The sequence below is a fragment of the Actinacidiphila sp. DG2A-62 genome (assembly GCF_035825295.1).
Classification (GTDB): Bacteria; Actinomycetota; Actinomycetes; order Streptomycetales; family Streptomycetaceae; genus Actinacidiphila.
Map to the genome: position 1 here is coordinate 2772122 of NZ_JAYMGI010000002.1, position 18163 is coordinate 2790284.

At 77.8% G+C, this 18163-nt stretch carries 11 protein-coding genes; 10 read left to right on the forward strand and 1 reads right to left on the reverse strand.

The window, feature by feature from the left end; translation table 11 throughout:
- The first annotated feature begins 47 nt into the window (after positions 1–47).
- The 6 genes from VSR01_RS12315 (at position 48) to VSR01_RS12340 (ending at position 9351) form a co-directional block, all read left to right on the forward strand.
- A complete protein-coding gene (locus VSR01_RS12315) occupies positions 48–1334 on the forward strand; it encodes a hypothetical protein (RefSeq protein ID WP_326449293.1) in 1287 nt (428 codons plus the stop codon).
- Between the two features lie 144 nt (positions 1335–1478).
- Positions 1479–4067: a serine/threonine-protein kinase gene (locus VSR01_RS12320; RefSeq protein ID WP_326453611.1), complete on the forward strand. Its 2589-nt coding sequence runs from the start codon at positions 1479–1481 to the stop codon at positions 4065–4067.
- 710 nt (positions 4068–4777) lie between these two features.
- Positions 4778–5662, forward strand: a complete 885-nt coding sequence (locus tag VSR01_RS12325; RefSeq protein WP_326449294.1) for a PP2C family protein-serine/threonine phosphatase — start codon at positions 4778–4780, stop codon at positions 5660–5662.
- A gap of 93 nt (positions 5663–5755) precedes the next feature.
- Entirely contained in the window at positions 5756–7105 is a 1350-nt protein-coding gene (locus tag VSR01_RS12330; protein WP_326449295.1) for a vWA domain-containing protein, read from the forward strand.
- 657 nt (positions 7106–7762) lie between these two features.
- Positions 7763–8530 carry an FHA domain-containing protein gene (locus VSR01_RS12335; protein ID WP_326449296.1) on the forward strand — a complete coding sequence of 256 codons (768 nt, stop codon included), beginning with the start codon at positions 7763–7765 and terminating at the stop codon, positions 8528–8530.
- Positions 8531–8670: 140 nt separating this feature from the next.
- A complete protein-coding gene (locus VSR01_RS12340) occupies positions 8671–9351 on the forward strand; it encodes an MBL fold metallo-hydrolase (protein ID WP_442785667.1) in 681 nt (226 codons plus the stop codon).
- Positions 9352–9390: 39 nt separating this feature from the next.
- Here VSR01_RS12340 and VSR01_RS12345 read toward each other — a convergent pair whose 3' ends face one another.
- The gene (locus VSR01_RS12345) at positions 9391–10485 is read right to left on the reverse strand and encodes a methyltransferase domain-containing protein (protein ID WP_442785441.1); all 1095 of its coding nucleotides are present in this window, start codon (positions 10483–10485) and stop codon (positions 9391–9393) included.
- A 73-nt stretch (positions 10486–10558) separates the two neighbouring features.
- Between VSR01_RS12345 and VSR01_RS12350 the strand changes: the two genes are divergently transcribed.
- From VSR01_RS12350 to VSR01_RS12365, 4 genes are all read left to right on the forward strand, one after another.
- Positions 10559–10963, forward strand: a complete 405-nt coding sequence (locus tag VSR01_RS12350; protein WP_326449297.1) for a globin — start codon at positions 10559–10561, stop codon at positions 10961–10963.
- Between the two features lie 285 nt (positions 10964–11248).
- Complete coding sequence (locus tag VSR01_RS12355) at positions 11249–14680, forward strand: ABC transporter permease (protein ID WP_326449298.1); 3432 nt, start codon at positions 11249–11251, stop codon at positions 14678–14680.
- Positions 14681–14726: 46 nt separating this feature from the next.
- Positions 14727–16694, forward strand: coding sequence for a hypothetical protein (locus VSR01_RS12360; RefSeq protein ID WP_326449299.1), 1968 nt, complete (start codon positions 14727–14729; stop codon positions 16692–16694).
- Between the two features lie 733 nt (positions 16695–17427).
- On the forward strand, positions 17428–17832 hold the full coding sequence (locus tag VSR01_RS12365; protein ID WP_326449300.1) for an FtsX-like permease family protein: 405 nt from the start codon (positions 17428–17430) through the stop codon (positions 17830–17832).
- Positions 17833–18163 lie beyond the last annotated feature (331 nt).

The window sequence follows — 18163 nt, forward strand, 5'->3', positions numbered from 1 at the left end:
GGGGAGGGCCAGGCGGTGACGGCCAAGTGACGGCGAAAGTAGGGGAGATGGCGTCCGCGGGACCATCTGGACCGGTGATGAGCCGCGAGGACGTGGACCGGGCGCTGGCGCGGCTCGGCACCGAGCACGAGGCGATCGAGTCGTCCCTGCTCGCCCTGCAGGACCATTCCGGCCGCCGGCTGCTGGAGGGCGCGGAGCTGACCGGCGTCACCAAGGAGCGCTGGCAGACCACCGACGCGGCGGTCTCCGCGCTGTGGACGCACTTCGAGGCGTACACCGACGCCCTGAACACCGCGCGCGAGCTGCGGGCCCGCAGACGCTGGCCCACCCAGACCGAACTGGCCCGGCTCACCGAGCTGTTGCGCGGCGACGGCGTGACCGTCACCGGCGCCGCGGTGCCCGACGCGGCCCGCTCGCTGACCGGCCCGGCCCGGCTGACCGAGCGGCTGAGCCTGGCCGAGGTGCTGCGCCGGATGAACGCCTGGTACGACAGCGCCATGGAGACGGTGGCCGCCGCGGACTCGGTGTGGTCCGCGCTGCCGGCCCGGATCGACCTGCTGGCCGCCGAGACCCAGCGGGTCCGCTCGCTCGCCCACTCGGTCGGGGTGCGGCCCGGCGCCCATCCCAGCGGCGACGACCTGGAGGACCTGCTCGCCGAGCTGACCGCGCTGCGCGCCCAGGCCGTCTCCGACCCGCTGGCCTTCTGGCGCGCCGAGCCCGCGCCCGGCCGCCCGGACACCTCGCGCTACGAGGCCGCCGGCCGCCGCCTTGAGGACATCCGCCGCGAGGTCGAGGCCGTGCTGCACGTGCGCGACGACGCCGAACACCGGCTCGGCCGGCTGCGCGACGTGCTGTCGCGGGCCGACCGCACCCTGGCCGAGGCGCGCGCCGCCCGCGTCGAGGTGCTCTCCAAGATCCTCGCCTCCGACGTGCCCGCGGTCAGCGGCCCGTCCTCGGCGCTGCACGAACAGCTGGCCGCCGCCGAGGAGTTCGCCAGGTCCGCGCAGTGGCACCGGCTCTCCCCGCTGCTGGACGGCCTGGAGGAGCAGGCGGACGAGGAACTGCTGCGCGCCCGCGACTCGTTGACCGCGGTGACCGCGCCGCTCGCGGTCCGCGCCGAGCTGCGCGGCCGGCTCGACGCCTACCGCGCCAAGGTCGCCCGGCTGGGGATGGCCGAGGACCCGGTGCTGATCGAGCGCTACGACCAGGCGCGCCGGCTGCTGTGGAGCGCGCCGTGCGACCTGGCCGCGGCCGAGCGCACGGTGCGGCGCTACCAGCAGGCGGTCGCCGAGATCGGGACGCCGCGCACGCCCGCGGACCGCGGGGAACCGTGAGGGGCGGTCCGTGCGTGACCGCAGACGGGGGATCTCCACCGCCATGGGGGTCAGGACAGGGACATCCGGCACCGCAGCGGAAGGTGTGAGGGGGAGATCGTGAGCAAGTGCCAACGGCCCGGCTGCGACGGGACCTTGGAGGACATGGGCGACGGCGGGCTGTACTGCGACACCTGCGGCCTCGCCCCGCTGCCGGCCGCGGCGCCCGCCCAGGCCGCGCCCGGCGGGTCCGGGGGGCCCGGCGGGTCCGGGCCGGCGGCAGCGTCCGGCGGGTCGGCGGCCCCCGGCCGGGCCCCGGCGCCCGGCGCGCCGCCCGCGCCGCCCGCGGTGCCCTCGCCGCGCCCCGGCGCCGAGTCGGGCCGCTCGTCGTCCGCGAGCTCCTCGCGCTCGTCCCGCTCCTCCTCGCAGGCCTCGCGCCGCTCGGTCTCCGGCCGGCTGCCGGCCTCGCTGACCGGCGCCGGGACCGGCCCCTCGGTGTCGGTGCGCAGCGGCCGCACCGGGACCAGCGGCCCGACCCGCGGCAAGCTGGGCGCGGGCCTGGTGTCCGTACCGGCGATCCCGCGGCCCGACCCGGCCGCGGCGGTGCTCGCCGACCCCGAGGTGCCCGAGCGCAAGCGCTACTGCAGCAAGAGCGACTGCGGCGCGCCGGTGGGCCGCAGCCGCGGCGACCGTCCGGGCCGCACCGAGGGCTACTGCACCAAGTGCGGCCACCCGTACTCCTTCACGCCCAAGCTGCGCGCCGGGGACATCGTGCACGGGCAGTACGAGGTGGTGGGCTGCCTGGCGCACGGCGGCCTCGGCTGGATCTACCTGGCGGTGGACCGGGCGGTGTCCGACCGCTGGGTGGTGCTCAAGGGCCTGCTGGACACCGGCGACGAGGACGCGCTGGCCGCGGCCGTCTCCGAGCGGCGCTTCCTCGCCGAGATCGAGCACCCCAACATCGTCCGCATCTACAACTTCGTCGAGCACCTCGACCAGCGCACCGGCACCCTCGACGGCTACATCGTGATGGCCTACGTCGGCGGCAAGTCGCTGAAGGAGATCGCCAACGAGCGGCGCACCCCCGACGGCCGGCGCGAGCCGCTGCCGGTCGCGCAGGCCATCGCCTACGCCATAGAGGCCCTCGACGCGCTCGGCCACCTGCACAGCCGCAACCTGCTGTACTGCGACTTCAAGGTGGACAACGCCATCCAGACCGAGGACCGGCTCGAACTGATCGACATGGGCGCGGTGCGCCGGATGGACGACAACGAGTCGGCGATCTACGGCACGGTCGGCTACCAGGCGCCCGAGGTCGCCGAGGTGGGCCCGTCGGTGGCCTCCGACCTCTACACGGTGGCCCGCACACTGGCCGTGCTGACCTTCGACTTCCAGGGCTACACCAACGTCTTCGCCGACAGCCTGCCCGACCCGGCCAACATCGACGTCTTCACCCGCTACGAGTCCTTCTACCGGCTGCTGGTGCGGGCCACCGACCCCGACCCGGGCAAGCGGTTCGCCTCCGCGGAGGAGATGTCGGACCAACTGATGGGTGTGCTGCGGGAGGTCGTCGCACTGGAGACGGGCCGCCCGCGGCCCGCGCTGTCCACCCTGTTCGGCCCCGAACTGCGGGTGGTCGACACCGAGTTGGTGCCGCCGGTCACCGGCGACACCTCGGCGCTCGGCGCGGACCGCGGGCTGGAGAAGGCGGCGCGGCGCGGCAGGACGGCGCCGGCGCTCCCCGCGCGGGGCGGGCCGTACGCCGCCGGCGCGGGGCCGTCCGTCCCGGCGGTCGCGCACCTGGACCCGGCCGCCGCGGTGCTCGCGCTGCCGGTGCCGCACGTCGACCCCGCCGACCCCAACGCCGGTTTCCTCGCGGGCCTTTCGGCCGCCGCGCCCGCCGAGCTGCTGGCCGCGCTCCAGTCCGCGCCGCAGGACTCGGTGGAGAAGCGGCTGCGGACCGTGCGCGCCCGCCTGGAGCTGGGGCAGACCGCCGACGCGGCGGCGGAGCTGGCCGCGCTGGAGGCCGACGGCGAGGCCACCGCGGACTGGCGGGTGATCTGGCACCGCGGCCTGGCCGCGCTGTGCGCGGGCGACCAGGCCACCGCCGCGCTGAGCTTCGACGCGGTCTACGACGCCTTCCCCGGCGAGCCGGCGCCGAAGCTGGGCCTCGCGGTGTGCGCCGAGGAGCTCGGCCAGCTGGACAACGCCGCGGAGTACTACCGGCTGGTGTGGACCACCGACCAGAGCTACGTCAGCGCGGCGTTCGGCCTGGCCCGGGTGCTGCTGCGGTCGGGCGACCGGCCGGGCGCGGTACGGGCGCTGGAGTCGGTGCCCGAGTCCTCGATCCACTACACCGCGGCCCGGGTCGCGGCGGTCAGGGCCCGGCTGCGCGACCGCTCGCCGCAGGACCCGGCCCTGCTCGGCGACCTGCACGCCGCCGGACGCCAGGTCGAGGACCTCCAGCGGCAGGGCCTCGACTCCCACCGGCGCGAGCAGTTGGCCACCGAGGTGCTGGGCAGCGCGCTGGACTGGGAGCTGTCCGGCCGTGTCGGGGAGGCGGCGGCGGGCGCCGCGGACGTACCGTCGTCGGACGGCGGCCGGTCGCTGCTGGGCGCCGAACTCACCGAGCGAGGGCTGCGGTTCGGCCTGGAACGCTCGTACCGGGTGCTGGCCCGGCTGGCCCAGCAGGGCGGTACGAGGATCGAACTGGTGGAGCGCGCCAACCGCTTCCGCCCCAGGACCTGGGTGTAACACATGCCTCCACTCCCCGAGTCGGCCCCTTCGGCGGGCCGCGCGCCCGCCACGCCGACGCCCCCGCCGCCGTCCTGCCCGGTCTGCGGCGACCCCCGGGACGCCGACGACCGCTTCTGCGGCGGCTGCGGCCACGATCTGGCGCTGCCCGCACCGCCGCCCGCGCCTCCGGTACCGCCGGCGCCGCCCGCGCCTCCGGCGGCGCCCGCGGCGGGCACGGGGCGCGCGGCGGGCGGGACCGGCGCGGGGGACGAGGCGCACGGAGCCGGCGGGGCGGCCGGGCGGCGTCCGGCCCCGGCGGGCGGAGGCACGGCGGAGGAGGCGGCGGCGAGCGCAGGCGCGCCGGGCGCAGGGGGTGCGCCCGGCACGGGGGGTGCGTCCGGCACGGGGGGTGCGCCCGGCACGGACGACGGCACCGGCGACCGCACCGGTGACGCCGGTGACGCCGGTGACGCCGGCGCGCGGACCACCGGCTCCTTCCGGCTCGCGCCCCCGCACGCGTCCGGCGACTCCGACACCCTCGTGCTGACCGGCGCGGCGCGGCCGGCAGACCAGCGCGAGGCCGATCCGCGCGAAGGCGATCCGCGCGAGGCCGATCCCCGCGAAGGCGATCCGCGCGAGGCCGATCCCCGCGAAGGGGACCCCGCCGCCGAGCAGCGGCGCGGCGCCGCCCCGGCCGGCCCGTCTGCGTCGCGTGCGGCGTCGGCGGCGTGGACGACGACGGCTACTGCGAGCGCTGCGGCCACGCCCAGCCGCGCCGGCGCGACCACCAGGAGAAGGAGCTGGAGGGCGTGGCCGCGGTCAGCGACCGCGGGCTGCGCCACCACCGCAACGAGGACGCCTTCGCGCTCGCCACCGCGTCGCTGCCCGACGGCACGCCCGCGGTCGCCGCGGTGGTGTGCGACGGCGTGTCCACCGCCTACCGCCCCGACGACGCCTCCGCCGCGGCGGCCGTCGCGGGCGGCGACGCGCTGCTGGCCGCACTGGAGCGCGGCGCCCCCGTCGAGGAGGCGATGCGCGGCGCGCTGCTCACGGCCTTCGACGCGGTCGCCGCGCTGGCCGAGGAGGAGGCGCCGGACGGCGCCGCGCACCGCAACTCCCCCGCCTGCACCTGTGTGAGCGCCGTCGTCACCGGCGAGGTCTTCACGGTGGGGTGGATCGGCGACAGCCGCGCGTACTGGGTCCCCGACGACCGCGCGCTGCCGGCCGCGCGGCTCACCGAGGACGACTCGTGGGCGGCGGCGATGGTCGCCGCCGGCCTGATGTCGGAGGCCGAGGCGTACGCGGACGAGCGCGCGCACGCGATCACCGGCTGGCTGGGCGCGGACGCGGTGGAGGTGGACCCGCACGTGGCCGCCTTCCGGCCGGAGGGCCCGGGGGTGATCGTGGTGTGCACCGACGGGCTGTGGAACTACGCGGAGTCCGCGGCGGAGATGGCCGTGGCAGTCCCCGCCGACGCCCGCGCCCGCCCGCTGAGCAGCGCCCGCGCCCTGGTGGGCCTGGCGCTGGACGGCGGCGGCCACGACAACGTAACGGTCGCGGTGCTGCCGTTCCCGGCCACCGTGTCACGGGCAGGATCTCCACCCGCCGTCTAGGCCGGCGCGCCCACCGCTTCCGGGGAAGCCGCGGGCGGGCCGGGGACGACGGGGGCCCACGCAGGGTCCATACAGAACGCAGGGGGTTTATCGATGGCCACATTCTCCAAGCCGGACGTGCCGCAGTTCTCCGTCGACGTCTACCAGAACGAGTTCCTCCCGGAGGGCGGGCGCGAGGTCAACGCCGTCGTGACGGTCACCTCGACCGGCGGCGGCACCTCCGGCGGTCGAGGGCCGGCCGGTGCGGGGGCGGCGCCGGGCGCCGCCGCGGGCCCGAGCGCCGGTGTGGTGATCATGGTGGACTGCTCGGGCTCGATGGAGTACCCGCCGACGAAGATGCGCGGCGCCCGGGAGGCCACCGCGGTCGCCGTGGACGCGCTGCGCGACGGCGTGTCCTTCGCCATCGTCGCGGGCACCCACACGGCCCGCGAGATCTACCCCGGCAACGGCGGCCTCGCGGTGGCCGACGCGGCCACCCGCGCGCAGGCCAAGCAGGCGCTGCGCAAGCTGTCCGCGGGCGGCGGCACCGCGATCGGCACCTGGCTGAAGCTGGCCGACCGGCTGCTGTCCGGCGCGGAGGTGTCGATACGCCACGGCATCCTGCTCACCGACGGCCGCAACGAGCACGAGAAGCCGGAGGACCTGCGGGCCGCGCTGGACGCCTGCGCCGGCCGCTTCACCTGCGACGCGCGCGGCGTCGGCACCGACTGGGAGGTCAAGGAGCTGACCGGGATCGCCTCCGCGCTGCTCGGCTCGGTCGACATCGTGGCCGATCCGGGCGGCCTGGCCGCGGACTTCCGGTCCATGATGGAGAACGCGATGGGCAAGGAGGTCGCGGACGTCGCGCTGCGGCTGTGGACCCCGCAGGGCGCCGAGCTCGTCTTCGTCAAGCAGGTCGCGCCGACCGTCGAGGACCTCACCGCCCGCCGTACCGAGGCCGGTCCGCGGGCGGGCGACTACCCGACGGGGTCGTGGGGCGACGAGTCCCGCGACTACCACGTACAGGTGCGGGTGCCGGCCGCCGGCATCGGCCAGGAGATGCTGGCCGCCCGGCTGTCGCTGGTGCTGCCGCGGCCGGACGGCACCTCGCAGGTGCTGGGCCAGGGCCTGATCCGCGCGGTGTGGACCGACGAACTGGCCGTGTCCACCCGGATCAGCCCGCAGGTCGCCCACTACACCGGGCAGGCCGAGCTGGCGCAGGCGATCCAGCAGGGCCTGGAGGCCCGCAAGGCCGGCGACATGGACGCGGCGACCGCCAAGCTGGGCCGCGCGGTGCAGCTGGCGAACGCCTCGGGCAACGCCGACACCGCGAAGCTGCTGGCCAAGGTGGTCGACGTGGTGGACGCGGCCAGCGGTACGGTGCGTCTGAAGGCGAAGGTCGCCGACGCCGACGAGATGACGCTGGAGACGCGGTCGACGAAGACCGTACGCGTGAAGAAGTAGCGTTCGGATACGGAACGGAGCCGACGGGTACGTACGTACCCGACGGAACCCGCGGTGCCGAGGCCGGCACCGCTGACGGCGCCGGCGACGGCGCCGACCACGACGCACCCCGGGGGTGCGTCCCGAACGCCATGGCGAGGACCCGCCGGGTCAGGCGGAGGGGGAGCCGGCAGCATGCCGATGTGTCCGAACGGCCACGAGTCGGAGACCGACGACTGGTGCGAGATCTGCGGGATGCGGATGGCCGCGCCCGCGTCGGCCCGCGGGTCGCGTCCGCCCTCCTCCTCGACCTCGGCGTCGTCCGCGTCGTCGGGGTCGTCGGCGCCGCCGGTCTCGCCGTCGCCGCCGAGCTGGGGCGGGCCGGCCGCCGAGGCGCCCCCGGGCGTCGCCGAGCTGTGCCCGCAGTGCGGGACCCCGCGCGAGGGCGGGGCGCTGTTCTGCGAGGAGTGCCGGTACAACTTTAGGACGCACACGGCCACGGCCGTGCCGGGGACCCGCCCGGCGCCGGGCGCGGGGCCCGGGCCGGGCGCGGGCGCGGGCGCGGGGCAGGGTCTCGGTCCGGGCGCCGGGGCCGGCGCGGGTCCAGGCGCGGGCGCGGGTCCAGGCGCCGGGGCGGGTCGGGGCACGGGCCAGGGCGCGGGTCCTGGCGCCGCGCCGGTGCCGACCGCGCCGGGCTTCCCGCCGTACCAGCGGCACGAGTCGCAGCTCTCGCGCCCCTCGCAGATCAACCGGCCCGCGGAGCCCGTGCCGTCCGAGGGCTTCACATCGGGTTCCGGCGATTTCCTGCTCGACCCGCCGTCGCGCCCCGCGCCCCCGCCGGGCGCCGGGACCGCGGCGGCCGGCGCCCCACCGGTCACGGCGGCGGGCGCGGGCGGCCCGGCGCCGGGCGGCACGGGATTCTCCGGGGCCGCCGGAGCCACCGGGGCCGCCGGGGCCGCCGGGGCCGCCGGGTCTCCCGCTGCTCCCGGCGGCCAGCCGGCCGGGCCGGACGCCGCGGTTCCGTCCGGTCCGGTGGCGCGGACCTCCTGGGTCGCGGTGGTCGCCGCGGACCGCGAGTACTTCACCGCGATGATGGCCCGCAGCGGCCCCGACGCGGAGGGCCTGTACTTCCCGGCGTTCTCGCCGGAGGTCCGGATTCCGCTGACCGGCGAGAAGGTCACCATCGGCCGGCGCCGCCACCGCACCGGCGAGGCGCCCGACATCGACCTGTCCCGCGCCCCCGAGGACCCCGGCGTCTCGCACCAGCACGCCATGCTGGTCAGGGAGGACACGGGCGGCTGGGCGGTGGTCGACCAGGACTCGACCAACGGCACCACCGTCAACCTGGGCGAGGACCCGATCCGCGCCTACACCCCGGTGCCGCTGGCCGACGGCGACCGGGTGCACGTCGGCGCGTGGACGACCATCACCGTCCGCCGGGCGTGAACCGGACACGGGGGACCGGGCGCCCGGGGCCTGACGGCAGCGGTGGACGGAAGGGACCGGGCGCACACCGGCGGGGACCGACAGGGATTCGCAGCGGAGAGGAGCCGCGTTGAGCACGACGACGAGCGGGGCCGGCGCTGCTGCGCCGCCTCGACCTGGGCTGGTTCGTACGACCGGGCAGCGAGACCGCCGACGGGCTGCCGCGGGTGGAGCCCGCGCTCGGCTACCTGCTGCGGTGCGGCGGCGAACTGCTGCTGTTCGACACGGGCATCGGCGCCGCGGACGCCGAGACGGACGCGCACTACCGCCCGCGCCGCCGCCCGGTCCAGGAGGCGCTGGCCACCGCGGGCGTCGCGCCGGCCGAGGTCGGCGCGGTGATCAACTGCCATCTGCACTTCGACCACATCGGCGGCAACCCGCTCTTCGCCGGCACCCCGATCTACGCCCAGGCCGCCGAGCTCGCCCTGGTCCGGGCCGGCGGCCACACCCCCGAGCAGCTCGCCGACTTCCCCGGCGCGCGCTACGAGGAGCTGGCCGGCGAGGCCGAGATCCGCTCCGGCGTGTGGATCGTGCCCACCCCCGGACACACCGCGGGCCACCAGTCGCTGGTGGTCAGACAGCCCGACGGCACGGTCGTGCTGGCCGGGCAGACGCACGCCACCGCCTCGGACTTCGCCGCGGCGCGCCTGGCCGCGACGGCCGCTGCGCAGGGCGCCGGAGCGCCGCTGCCGGAGCCGGACGGCTGGCCCGCGCGGCTGCTGGAGTTCGACCCGCGCAGAGTGCTCTTCGCGCACGACGCGTCGGTGTGGGAGCCGGTCTGACGGCAGGCGCGGGCAGCGCCCCGACGTCTTCCCGGCGGGTTACCGCCCGACCTCCCACACGTCCGGGCCGGCCGGGTCGTCGAGCCAGACCCACTGGCGGTCGCCGTCGACGCTCAGCCCGAAGCGGGTCCGGTCGGGGTGCGGGCCGCGGCCGAACAGCCGCTCGCCCAGGCCGCCGCGGCGCCCGGGCCCGCCCGCCGACGCCCCGCGCAGCGGCACGAAGAACGCGGGCGTCGGCAGGAACCGCCCTTCGGCGCGGCGCGGTCCGTGCACGGTGAGCCGGACCAGCCCGGTCGCGAAGGGCGCGAGGACCAGCCCGCCCGGCCGGGTCTGCTCCAGCCAGGCCGGCGGGATCGCGGGCAGCTCGCAGGTCGCGACGATCCGGTCGTACGGCGCCCCCGCGCGGTGCCCGAGCGCGCCGTCGCCGGTGACGACGGTGACCGAGCGGGCGGCCGGGGTGCCGTACGCGAGCAGGTGCGCGCGGGCCGCCTCGGTGATCTCCGCGTCCAGGTCGACGGTGGTGACCGCGCCCGGGCCGAGCCGGTGCGCGAGCAGCGCGGCGTTGTAGCCGGTGCCCGCGCCGATCTCCAGCACCCGCTGGCCGTCGGCGACCAGCAGCGCCTCGCACATCAGCGCCATCAGCGAGGGCTGGCTGCTGGAGGAGACCAGTTCGCCGTCCCGGACGTGGGTCGCGATCGGCCGGTCCGCGTAGGCCCCGGCCAACTCGCGCAGCCGGGCCCGCGTCGCGCCGCGGCCGTCCGCGTCCTCGCAGCCGGCTTCCGCGCCGAGGCCGCCGTCCGCACCGGAGCCGTCCGCACCCGAGCCGTCCGCACCCGAGCCGGCCCCACCCTCCGTACCGTCCGTGCCGTTCCCGTCGTCCGTGCCGTTCCCGTCGTCCGCGTGGCGCGCGCCGCCCTCGGGGGCGTAGCCCAGCACGAACAGGTGGCGCGGCACCTCGGCGAAGGCCGCCCGCCAGGCCGGGTCGCGCAGGCCGCCGCCGGCCACGATGCGGCGGACCATGCGGGCCCGCAGCGCCCGCGCGGCCAGCCGCGTGCGCTCGTCGGAGCCCGGCCGGCGCGGTCCGCCGCAGGACCCGCCGGCGCCGTACGCCTCCTCGTGCGCGGCACCGCTCACCCTTCCATCGTGCTCCCTGCCCGCGGGTCCTACGACCTGCGTCCTCGGCCGCGGCGTCTGCGACCATGGGAGCGTGACTGAGATCGGGCGCGGGCCGCTGCCGCAGCAGACGTTCTACGAACTGGTCGGCGGGGAGCCGACCTTCCGCCGGCTGGTCCACCGCTTCTACGAGGGCGTCGCGGGCGATCCCGACCTGCGGGCGATGTACCCGGAGGAGGACCTCGGCCCGGCGGAGGAGCGGCTGACGCTCTTCCTCATGCAGTACTGGGGCGGGCCGCGCACGTACAGCGACAACCGCGGCCACCCGCGGCTGCGGATGCGGCACGCGCCGTTCGCCGTGGACAAGGCCGCGCACGACGCGTGGCTGCGCCACATGCGCGCCGCCGTCGACGAGTTGGGGCTCGCGCCTGAGCACGAGCGGCAGCTGTGGGACTACTTGGTGTACGCCGCCGCGTCCATGGTCAACACCCCGGGCTGATACGTCGGCGGCCAGGTCGTCCCCGGCCCCCTCCGTTCCCCGCGTCCCCTCCGGCCTCCTCCGCTTCTCCCGTCCCGCGCGCCCCGACCGCCCCGGCGACACCTGTGATCGACGCAGCGCAGCCGCCCGAGCACGGTGGAGTAAACGTTTCCGACGGTGCGCGGCGCGGTCCGTCACGATCGGATTGCGACCTTCTCCGCCGCGTTCCACCTGCGCGTCCCCGTTTGAGAGCATCCGGACGGCGACGGGAACGGGGGCACGGGGTGACGGGATTCGTACTGCTGCGTGTCCCGCGCCCACCGGCTGCTGCTCGCCGCCGCCCTGCTCACCGTGGTGCTGACCACCGCCGTGCTGGCCACCTTCACCGCGTTCACCGGGGCGATCAGCGACGCGGCGCTGCGCCGCACCCTCCAGCACCAGGCCGCCGACCGGTCGACGGTCGAGGTGCGCGCCGATGTGTCGGGCGCCGCCGCGACCGCGCTGGACACGGCCGTGCGGAGGCGTCTGGCGCACGCGTTCGGCGGCCTGCCCGCCCAGGTCCGCGCCAGCACCAGATCCGGCCCCTACGGCCTGCCCGCCGCCCTGCGCCCGGCGGGCGAGCCCAAGGGCGGCGACCCCGACCTGACGCTGCTCGCCACCTTGGACCGGTCCCGGCTGACCCTGGTCTCCGGGGCGTGGCCGGCGCCTGCCGTCGAGGGAGCGGCCGAGGTGCAGACCGCGCTGCCGCTGACCGCCGCGCAGGCGCTGAAGGTGCGGCCCGGCCGGGTGCTCACGCTCGCCGACCGGCTCGGCGGGCCGCCACTGCGCGTCCGCGTCACCGGCCTGTACCGGCCCACCGACCTCTCGGCGCCGTACTGGCACCTCGACCCGCTGGCCGGCCGCGGCGTGCACACCGTCGCCTTCACCACCTACGGCCCGATGCTGGCCGACCCCGGCAGCTTCGCCTCCGGCCGGGTGCCCGTCGCCGCGATGGCCTGGCAGGCGCAGGGCGACTTCTCCCGCGCCTCCACCGGGCGGATGGACGCGCTGGGGACCAGCGTCGAGCGGACCGTGCGGGACCTCAAGGACGACGCGGCGACCGGCGACGTGCAGCCGGCCAGCGGCCTGCCCGCGCTGCTGGACGCGCTGCGCCGCAGCATGCTGGTGGCCCGCTCGACGCTGCTGATCGGCGCGCTCCAACTGGTCATCCTGGCCGGCTTCGCGCTGCTGCTGGTGGCCCAGCTGCTGGCCGAGGAGCGCGGCGGCGAGACCGCGCTGCTGCGCGCCCGCGGCGGCTCGCGGGCCAGGATCGGCGGGCTCGCCGCCGCCGAGGCGCTGCTGCTCGCGGTGCCCGCGGCGGTCGCCGCGCCGCTGCTGGCGGGGCCGGTCACCCGGCTGCTGTCCGGCACCGGCGCGCTGGCCCGCACCGGCGTCCGCCTGGGCGGCGGCAGCACCGGCACGGCCTGGCTGGTCGCGGTGGGCGCGGCGCTGGCCTGCGCGCTCGCGGTGATCGCGCCCGCGGTGCGCTCGGGCCGGGGCTTGGCGGCCCGCGCCCCGCGGCGCGGCGCGCTGCCCGGCGCGCTCCAGGCCGGCGCGGACGTCGGGCTGCTGGTGGTCGCCGGCCTCGCCTACTGGCAGTTGCAGCGGCGCGCCTCCGGCAGCGGCGCGCTCAGCTCCAGGGCGGGCGGCGGGCTCGGCGTGGACCCGGTGCTGGTCGCGGCGCCCGCGCTGTGCCTGCTGGCCGGGACGGTCCTGGTGCTGCGGCTGCTGCCGCTGGTGGCGCGGCTGGGCGAGCGGCGGGCCGCGCGCGCCCGCGGGCTGCCGCTGGCACTGGCCGGCTGGCAGCTCTCGCGCCGGCCGCGGCGCGGCGCGGGCGCCGCCATGCTGCTGGTGCTCTCCGTCGCCATGGGCATGTTCGCGATCGGCCAGGGCGCCAGCTGGGACCGTTCGCAGCGCGACCAGGCCGAGTTCGCGGTCGGTTCCGACATCCGGGTCACCAGCATGACCACGCCGCCCTTCGGCCAGGCGGGCATCTTCGCCTCGGTGCCCGGGGTCACCGCCGCCGCGCCCGCGACCCGCGAGCAGTTGCTGCTCACCCAGCAGCGGCAGGCCACCGCGCTGGTCATCGACACCCGCAGGGCCGGCGACGCCATGCGGGTGCGGTCCGACCTGACCGACGGCCGGCCGATCGGCGACGTGCTCGCGCCCCTGCGCCCGCGCGCAGTCGCCGACCCGGCCGGCCTCGTCCTGCCCGGGAGCGCCCGCTCGGTCGCCCTCACCGCCACGCTCACCGCGACCGGCAAGGACGGCCGGGTGATCCGCGGCGGCGACGCCGAAGCCGACCATCTCACGGCCACCGTGACCGACGCCGAGGGCGTCACCTACGCCTTCGTGGTCGGCGACCTGCCGCCGGACGGCGTCCCGCACACGCTGCTGCTGGACCTGGCGGCGCAGATCGGCGCGGGCGGCGGCGCACCCGCCGGGCCGCTGCACCTGGTCGGCCTCGACGTGGGCTACTCGCTGCCGTCGGTCAGCCTGCGGCATGTGCTCACCGTCGCGTCGGCCGCGGTCACCTCGGCGGACGGCACGGTGCGCCGCCTCGCGCCGGACACCGCGGAGCCGTGGACCGCGGACTCCTCCTTCGACAACCCGGACCTGGGCGGGCTGCCGGGCGAGGTGCCGCCGGACGCCGATCCGCCGCGCACCTCCGGCGGCGCGCTGCTCTCGGTCGCCTACACCACCGGCTCCGAGACGCTCGACCCGCACGCGTACCAGCCGCAGCCGACCGTCACCGTCCGGCTGCGGGTCCGCGCGCCCGCACTGCCCACGCTCACCGGGGTCGCCACCGACGACTACCTCAAGGCGGTCGGCGCGAAGGTCGGCGGTCTGGTGCAGGTGCAGCTGACCGGGCAGACGCTGCCGGTGCGCATCGTGGCCGCCGTGCACGCGCTGCCCGGCACCGGCACCGGCTCCGGCTCCGGCTCCGGCGCGACGGGAGGCGGCGACGACACCGCGGGCGCGGCGGCCGACGGGGACTCGGACGCCGCCGCGGACGCCGCCGCGGACACCGGCAAGGACGCGGGCGCGCTGCTGCTGGACCTGCGGGCGGTGGACCGGGTGCTGCTGTCGATGGACGCGCAGCCGTTGCAGCCCAGCGAGTGGTGGGTGGCGGTGGCGCCGGGCGGTTCGGCGAAGGCCGCGGCGGCGCTGCGGGCGCGCACCGACGTGGACACCGTCCTCGTACGGCAGGAGGCCGCGGACGACCTGCGGGCCGATCCGCTGGGCGCCGGGCCGCAGTCGGCGCTGCCCGCGGCGGTGGTCGCGGCGGCGGTGCTGGCGGCGGTGGGCTTCGCGGTGTCGGCGGTGGGGGCGGTGCGCGAGCGGGCGGCGGAGTTCGCGGTGCTGCGGGCGCTGGGCGCGCCCCGGCGCGGCCTGGCCCGGATGATCGCGGCCGAGCAGGGGCTGCTGGTGCTCGTGTCGCTGGCGGTCGGCATCGCGCTGGGCGCGCTGCTCACCCGGCTGGTCACGCCGCTGATCGTGCTGACCGCGCAGGCGACGAAGCCGGTGCCTGAGCTGCGGGTCGAACTGCCGCCGGGCCGGCTGGCGGAACTGCTGGCGGTCGTGCTGGTCGTGCCGCTGCTGGTGGTCGTGCTGGTCGTGCCGCTGCTGGTGGTCGTGGCGACGGCCCTGCGCCGCGGCGACCCGGCGTCGGCGCTGCGGCGCCAGGGGGAGGACTGAGATGGCGCGGAAGGGGTCCGGGGCGGGGACGGGCGAGGACGGCGGCGTGACCGGGGGGCCGGCCGAGGGCGCGGGATCGGCCGGGGACGCGGGGCCGGCCGAGGGCGCGGGATCGGCCGTAGGCGCGGAACGGGCGGCCGGGGACGCTGGATCGATTGCAGGCGCTGGATCGACCGCAGGCGCGGAACGGGCGGCCGGGGACGCGGAACGGGCGGCCGGGGACGGCGGCCGGGGGCCGATCCGGCTCGTGTGGGTGCGGGTCAGGCTGCGGACCGCGCCGGGCGCGGCGCTCGCGCTGTGCCTGCTGGTGCTGGCGACCGCGTTCCTGGCCGCGGCACTCCCCCGCGCGGTCGACCGTTACGAGAACGACGCCGTGCACCAGGCGCTGCGTCAGGCCCCGCCCCGCGAGCGCGGCGTCAGCATCGTCGACACGTACCAGCCGGCGACGTCGGACGACCATCCCCTCGGACCGGCCGCCCTGGATCGCGTCGAGAAGACGTTCCAGCAGCACGTGCGCCCGCCGCTGCGGCTGCTGACGGGCCAGACCGCGTACGGGGTGCGGACCGGCGAGGAGGCCGCCGTGCCCGATCCCGGCCTCGCCCACACCACCGAGCACGATCCGGCGGCGGTGCTCGTCGCCCAGGCCGGCTACGCGGCGCGGGTGCGGGTGGTCTCGGGGCGGCTGCCGCACGCGTGGACGGGGACGGCGGAGGACGACGGAGCCGTCGGCGACGGAACCGACGGGACCGGCACGGCGGCCGGCGCCGTAGCCGGCGGCACGGACGGGACGGGTGCCTCCGCCGACGCCGACGGGGAAGTCGACGAGGACGCCGACGGGGACGCCGTCGAGGGCGTCGTCACCGAGCAGACCGCGCGGACCCTGCACCTGGCGGTCGGCCGGACCGTCCACCTGTCCACGATCGCCGCGCGGCCGCTGCCGGTCCGCGTCACCGGCATCGTCGCGCCGCGCGACCCCGCCGCGCTGTGGTGGAACGAGGACCCCGACCTGCTGCGCCCGCAGCTCGCCGCCCCGACCCCGCCGCCCGGCGAGACCCCCAAGACGTACTGGCACTTCACCGTGCTGGTGGACCGCACCGCCGCCGAGTCCTTCCCGCTGCTCGGCGTGGGCGCCGACCTGTACTGGCACCACCCGATGGACATCGGCCGGCTCTCCGCGCACGAGGTGCCGGCGCTGCAACGGGAACTGTCGTCGTTCGAGAGCGGCCCGGACGCGGCGGCGCTGCAAGGCGACTCCGGCGGCGTCCACCTGTCCGACAGCGCCGGCTTCGTCCTGGACACCTTCACCGCCGAACGCGCCGCCGCCTCGCCGCTGGTGCTGATCGCCGCGGTCGGCGTCGGCGCCACCGCGGCCGCCGTGCTGCTGATGACCGGCGGCCTGGCGGCGGACCGGCGGCGTACCGAGATCGCCCTGCTGCGCTCGCGCGGCGGGTCGCTGCGCGCCATAGCGCTGCGGCTGGCCGGGGAGACCGCCGCGGCCGCGGTGCCCGGCGGCGCGGCCGGCACCTTGCTGGCGCTGGCGCTGCTGCGCACCGACCGGTGGACGACGGCGACGGCGCTCGGCGCCGCGGTCACCGCGGTCGCGGTGCTCGCGCTGCCGCTGCGCGCGGCCTGGGCGGTGCGCAGGCCGCGGCCGGCCGGCGGCCGGGAGGATCTGGCGGTGGCGCGGCCCTCGCGGCGGCGGCTGGTCGTGGAGCTGACCACGGCGGTCGTCGTGGTGGGCGCGGTGGTGGCGCTGCGGCAGCGCGGCACGGGCGGCGGGGGTGGAAGCGGCCCGGCCGCCGGGGGAGCGGGGGCGACGGGAGCGATCCGTATCTGGCCGCCGCGCCCGTCCTCGTCGCGGTGGCGGCGGCGCTGGTGCTGCTGCGGCTCTACCCGCTGCCGCTGCGGCTGCTGGCCCGCCCGGCGGCGCGGCTGCGCGGCGCGGTCGCCCACCTGGGCCTGGCCCGCGCCGGGCGCTCGCCGGCCACCGCGGCGCTGCCGCTGCTCGCGCTGATGATCGCCCTGACCGTGGCGTCCTTCGGCGGCTCGGTGCTGGCCGGGGTCGACCGCGGCAGGGACCGCGCGGCGACGGCCGCGGTCGGCGCGGACGCGAGGATCGACGCGCGGGCCACGCTGCCGCCGGACCTGGCCGACGCGGTGCGGAAGGTGCCCGGCGTCGGGGAGGTCGTGACCGTGCGCACGGAGCGCTACAGCCCGGCCGAGCCGTTCTCGGTCGCCTACACGCTGATCGTGGCCGACCCGGTCCCGTACGCGGCGCTGACTCACGCCGTCGGACTGCCGGACTTCCCCGCGTCCGCCTACGCCGGCTGGAAGCGGGGCGATCCGCTGCCCGCGGTGGTCTCGCCCGCGCTGGCCGCCGTGCTGCGCGACGGGCCCGAGACGATCACCACGGGCATGGGCAGCGCGGAGGTCCGTGCCGCGGCCACCCTGCCCACCACGGCCGCGAGCCCCGGCACGGCCTTCCTCGTGCTGTCCCGGGCCCAGCTCACCGGCCTCCACCCCGAGATGAGGTCCTACCCGCAGTACTCCGGGCCGACCGCGCTGCTCGCCGTGCGGGCCCCCGGCCGGCACATCGACGGCAGGGCGCTGCACGCGGCGGCCCGCAGCGTGCCGCTCGCGACGGTGCTGCTGCGCGACGAGCAGCGCACCGCGCTGTCCGACAGCCCGCTCCAGCAGGGCGCCCGCCGGATCTACCTGGCCGCGGTCGCGGCGGGGCCGGCTTCAGCGTGCTGGCGCTGCTGCTGTCGCTGCTCCAGGCGGCTCCGCAGCGCACCGCCCTGCTGGCGCGGCTGCGCACGATGGGCATGGGCCGCGCGCAGTCCCAGCGGCTGTTGCTGCTGGAGATGCTGCCGCAGGTGCTGCTCGCGGCGATCGGCGGCGTGCTCGTCGGCCTGGCGGTGATCCCCCTGCTGGGCCCGGGCGTCGACCTGCGCGCGCTCGCCTTCGGCGCGGGGGCGCGGGACCTGGCCCCCTTCGACATCGGCATCGGCCTGCGCGCCGACCCCTGGTCCCTCGCCCTCCCCTCGATCGCCCTCGTGGCCCTGGCCTGCGCGGTCCTGCTCACCCAGTCCTGGCTGACCACGCGCCGCCGCGAGAGCACGGAGCTGCGAGCGGGGGACCGGGCGACATGAGCGGAAGCGGCGGCGCGAGCGGGGCGAGCGCGGACGCGGACGCGGGCGGCGCGAGCGGCAGCCCCGGCGGCGTAGGCGGTCAGGTCGGGGCGCGAGCGCGGGTACGGGCAGAGCGGAGGAGGCGGACATGGACGGGGACGCGACGGTGAACGGACCAGCGGAGTCCCGCGGCGCGACGTCGGAAGCGGCGGACGCGCCAGGCGCGGCGGGCGCGGACCGGGAGGGCGACGCCGCGGGGGCCACAGCAGCGGCCGGCGGTGCGGACCCTGCGCACGCGGGCGCGACCTCGCCGGTCCCGGGGCCGAACCCCGGGCCGGACCCGGCCGGCGCC

What these genes read in the sequence shown, in the direction of transcription:
- VSR01_RS12315 (WP_326449293.1), top strand. Translation starts at nt 48, where the DNA reads ATGGCGTCCGCGGGACCATCTGGACCGGTGATGAGCCGCGAGGACGTG.
- VSR01_RS12320 (WP_326453611.1), top strand. Translation starts at nt 1,479, where the DNA reads ATGGGCGACGGCGGGCTGTACTGCGACACCTGCGGCCTCGCCCCGCTG.
- VSR01_RS12330 (WP_326449295.1), top strand. Translation starts at nt 5,756, where the DNA reads ATGGCCACATTCTCCAAGCCGGACGTGCCGCAGTTCTCCGTCGACGTC.